4 protein-coding genes and 1 pseudogene are annotated in these 3,921 nt (G+C 69.2%); all 5 read left to right on the top strand.

Annotated features, from left to right (window positions below; genetic code table 11):
• A pseudogene (locus tag ACYVE9_RS18290) lies at positions 1–949 on the top strand (hypothetical protein); the annotation flags it as partial.
• A 42-nt stretch (positions 950–991) separates the two neighbouring features.
• The gene (locus tag ACYVE9_RS18295) at positions 992–1,819 is read left to right on the top strand and encodes an immunity 49 family protein (protein ID WP_461028956.1); all 828 of its coding nucleotides are present in this window, start codon (positions 992–994) and stop codon (positions 1,817–1,819) included.
• A gap of 722 nt (positions 1,820–2,541) precedes the next feature.
• Complete coding sequence (locus ACYVE9_RS18300; protein WP_461028957.1) at positions 2,542–2,988, top strand: RDD family protein; 447 nt, start codon at positions 2,542–2,544, stop codon at positions 2,986–2,988.
• Positions 2,989–3,122: 134 nt separating this feature from the next.
• Entirely contained in the window at positions 3,123–3,449 is a 327-nt protein-coding gene (locus ACYVE9_RS18305) for a hypothetical protein (RefSeq protein WP_461028958.1), read from the top strand.
• On the top strand, positions 3,443–3,921 hold a 479-nt coding region (locus tag ACYVE9_RS18310), incomplete at its 3' end, for an EsaB/YukD family protein (protein WP_461028959.1). The genes ACYVE9_RS18305 and ACYVE9_RS18310, both read left to right, overlap by 7 nt.

The raw sequence follows: 3,921 nt of genomic DNA on the forward strand, positions 1-3,921 counted from the left end.
CGGCGCGGGTGCGCTGCCCGACGACCCCGGTGCCGCCCCGGCCGCCGGCCGCACGGGAGACGACGCCACCCCGCTGCCGACGGACCGCAGCGGCATGACCCCGAAGGAGATCGTCCGCCACCAGGTCGACCTGGCGAACGCGCCGGACCGCGTGTGGCTCGAGCAGCACTACTTCAACGACGGGCGCCGTCGCAGTGTGGAGATGCTCGACGACTTCGGCGACCCGCTGCCGCAGCTCAAGTGGGATGAGGCGAACAGCAAATGGATGGCAGCCAGCGACGTACCGCCGGCAGCCCCGCCCCGGTACCTGGATGAGACGGGTGTACTGGGCGACCGTGCCTCCGTGCGGCCGGAGCACGTCAGCCGGTTGGATGACGCCGCCGCCAGCCGACAGGCGGCCATCAACGCCGACCAGGCGGCCGAAGATGTACTCGAGGATGCTCGGAAGGCATACGAGGCCGACTCGTCGCCTGCTAACGCCGAGGCAGTGGAACGCGCCCAAGCCGACCACAGCCCCAAGCACGCGGCTTCCAACCGGAACAGCGAAACACTCGGTGACTACGCCGCCGAGTACCATGCCATGCCCGACCATTACCCCGACTACAGCCGTGTCGACAACCGGGCTACCGGCAACAACCGCTTCGACCAGATATGGAAGGGCCCGGACGGACGTTATGTGGTGGTCGAGGCCAAGGGCTCGACTCGGGCCCAGCTCGGCGATCGCCAGGGTCTGGGGAGTGGTCGCGTGATGCAGGGCACGCGGGAGTACTTCGAGACGATCCTTGCAGAAATGCGCAAGAGGACCCTCACCGCTCCCGACGAGGTCGAACTCGCCCGAGAGCTGCGCAAGGCTCTTGACGCCGATAAGGTCGACTACGTCCTGGTGAACGCCAGGCCGGACGGGCCTCATTACAATGGCTACAAAATGAAGAAGTTCGACATCAGCTAGTGGGGCAAGATGGTAGTGATGGTGGCGCGGCATTCGTTTCCAGTGGAGAACATCGAGCGGGCGATCGAGGGTGTGCATACTGATGCTGTGGAAAGTGTTGATTCCCTGGAGGAGCATCCGCGCTCTTTCGGAATGTCCCTGAGTGCTGCTGTCACCGACTTGGAAGTGCGCTGCGTTGCTGATCCGCGAGCAGCGATGCTGGAGACGTGGGAGGCATGCGTTTCGGCGATGCAGGTGGGATCTGCACTGTTCGAGGCCGGGGTACAGGCTGACGGTTCGGTGCAGTGCCGGATCGCCGACAAGGTACGCGACATTCCCGCGACCGGCCCACAGCACTTCGTGGATGCCGGTAACTGGCTGACCTCCTATTACCTGGCCATCGTCTGCCGCGAGTTGGACAGAATGACACGTCTGAGTCACGTGCCGATCCCACTGCTGCGGCAGTCGAGCGTCGTGTACGACGAGTACGCCTACCACTGGGTGGACGCGCTCCAGACGTACTGGCAGGAAGGCCCTGACTTCGGCGACAAGTTCACGGCTGCTTTCGAGGGGACGGATCCGTCTGTCGCGCGGGTGGCGAGTCGTGAGTTGATGCTGAAGATCCTGTATCCGCCGCTTAATCTCTTCTACCGGTATTTCCGACAGGATCACGCCGGTTTCAACGAGGCGCTGAAGCAGGCTCTGGAGCTGCACAAGGAGTATTGGACTGCGGACGAGGAGCGGGCAACCAGCCTGGACGGCGCCATCGCGCTCGGCCCGCTGGCGATGACGTGTCTGGCGAAGGACGCGGGTTTCCCCATCGAGGTGGAGTCGGAGTACCTCCCCAAGCACCTGGTCCAGGGCACCTGGCTGGGGGAGTTCCCCACCTGATGGGCCCCGGCTGACGGTGGTCCACGTCCACGTCCACGTCCGCGCCGGGTCGGGCGGCAGGCACAGGGGCTGTGGTGCTCTCTCGGCGGCGTGCGCGGACCGGTAGAGGGTGGTGGGGCCGACCGGGCCGTTCCCTACAGTTGTCGGGCCCGTGCCGCATCGCGCGGTGGGCGCATATTCCGCGGATCTCAGGAGCGACGTTGCCCACCCCGACCCCGCCGTCACCGCAGCAGCCCGGGGACGGTGAAGCCCCGCCCACGCCCCAGGGACCGCCGACCCCGTACGGCTACCCGCAGCAGGCAACCGGTGCCGCGCCCCCGTCGCCCGCGCCCGGTGCTGCGTACGCGTCGCCCGCGTCCGGTGGGCCGTACGCTTCCGGGCCACCGCCGTACGGTCAGTCGGCCGCTCCCTACAGCTTCCCGAACGGCGCCCCGACCTATCCGCAGAACTCGGACTCCGGTCATCCGCTCGGCTCCAACGCCGGCCCACCGCAGCCCGGTTACCCGCAGGGCACCAACGCGGCCCACCCGCCGCCTGGTTACCCGCATGCCGTCACGTACCCGCAAGCCGTCACGTATCCACAGGTCGTCGCGTACCCGCAGGTCGCCTACCCGACGCCCCCGGCATATGTGCAGCCCCCCGGATACCCGCAGGGCGGCGGTCACCCGCACGCCGGGGCGTGGGCAGGGGTGCAGCCGCCTCCCGGGTACGGAGTGCCGCCGGTGGGGCCGCCGTCATGGGCGCTCGCCAACCAGGGGGCGCGGCTCGGGGCGCGGGTGATCGACGTGGTGCTCTGGTACCTCCTCCTGCTGGTCGGGATCCTGCCGCTCTCCATGTGGATCGACACCACCGACAGTGCTCTGCCGCAGGCGCTGATCGGCATGTGGATCCCGGTGTCGGTGTCGCTGTACTTCGCCTTGCCGATGGCCCGCTTCGGTTGGACGCTCGGCAAACTCGCCTGCGGCATCCGGGTCGCCCGGCCTGCGGACGGCGAGCGGTTGGGATTCTGGCAGGCCACCGGACGCGAGCTGTTCTGGGTGGTGACGGCCGGTCTGCCGGTCATCGGCATGCTCAACTCGCTGTGGTGCTGCTGGGACAAGCCGTTCCAGCAGTGCCTGCACGACAAGCTGTTCCGTTCCGTCGTGGTCCGTCGGCAGCAACGCTCCTGACCCCGGCACCACAACGCCACCCGCGCCACCGACCCCACCACCGCCCACCGAACCGACGTGCGTACCGGGGGACCGGCGGCGGGCCCTGCGTCGTATGGTGACTGTCGAGCGCATCAGGGCAGGAGGGGGAGCCGATGGCGCGGGACTACGACAGCCAGTTGCTGGAGTCGGTGGCGGTGCGGCGACGCCGTCTGCGGGACGCGCTGCTGTTCGGGCCGGAGCGCATCCGCCGCACCCTCGACGAGAACTTCGGCAAGATGTTCGGCGGGGTCGCGTTGGCGGCGGTGCTCTGCGCCGGCTGTGTGGGCTGGTCCTTCATCTCGGACCGGATGAGCGACGGCGGACTCTCCGCCCCGCTCCCCGACGGCGCGGCCCAGCACCTCACCGTCCCACAGGGCGCCGCCCAGCACTTCGCGGCCGGGGACGGCACGACGACAGCGGGGGCGACGGGGGCATGGTGACTTCGACCGGTCAGCGCACCGGGCTGAGCCGGGTGACGCTGGTGGGGGACCACCGCCGCATCGACCTGGTGCTGCCCGCGGACGAACCGGTGGGCGAGCTGCTGCCGGACATCCTGCGCATGCTCGGCGACCGCGTCGCCGCCAAGCCGATGCTGCGCCGCCTGGTGACGCCCGACGGCTCGGTCCTCGCGCAGGAGGACACGCTGGCCTCGGCGAACATCATGGACGGCGCCGTGCTGCGCCTGGTCCGCGAGCAGGAGACGCCGGCCGCGCCCGTCGTGCACGACGTCACCGACGAGGTGGCCGAGAACCTCGACGTCCGCGGCTGGCGCTGGGGCGAGCGCACACGGGTGTGGACGGCCGGTACCGCGAGTGTGCTGTTGGCCGTCGTCACCGCGCTCTGCTCCCGGATGTGGCTCGACGCGGAGGCGGTGGCCACCGGCACGGTCGCGGTGGCCGCCGTCGCCGCTGC

The sequence above is a fragment of the Streptomyces sparsus genome (assembly GCF_054776295.1).

What these genes read in the sequence shown, in the direction of transcription:
- ACYVE9_RS18305 (WP_461028958.1), top strand. Translation starts at nt 3,123, where the DNA reads ATGGCGCGGGACTACGACAGCCAGTTGCTGGAGTCGGTGGCGGTGCGG.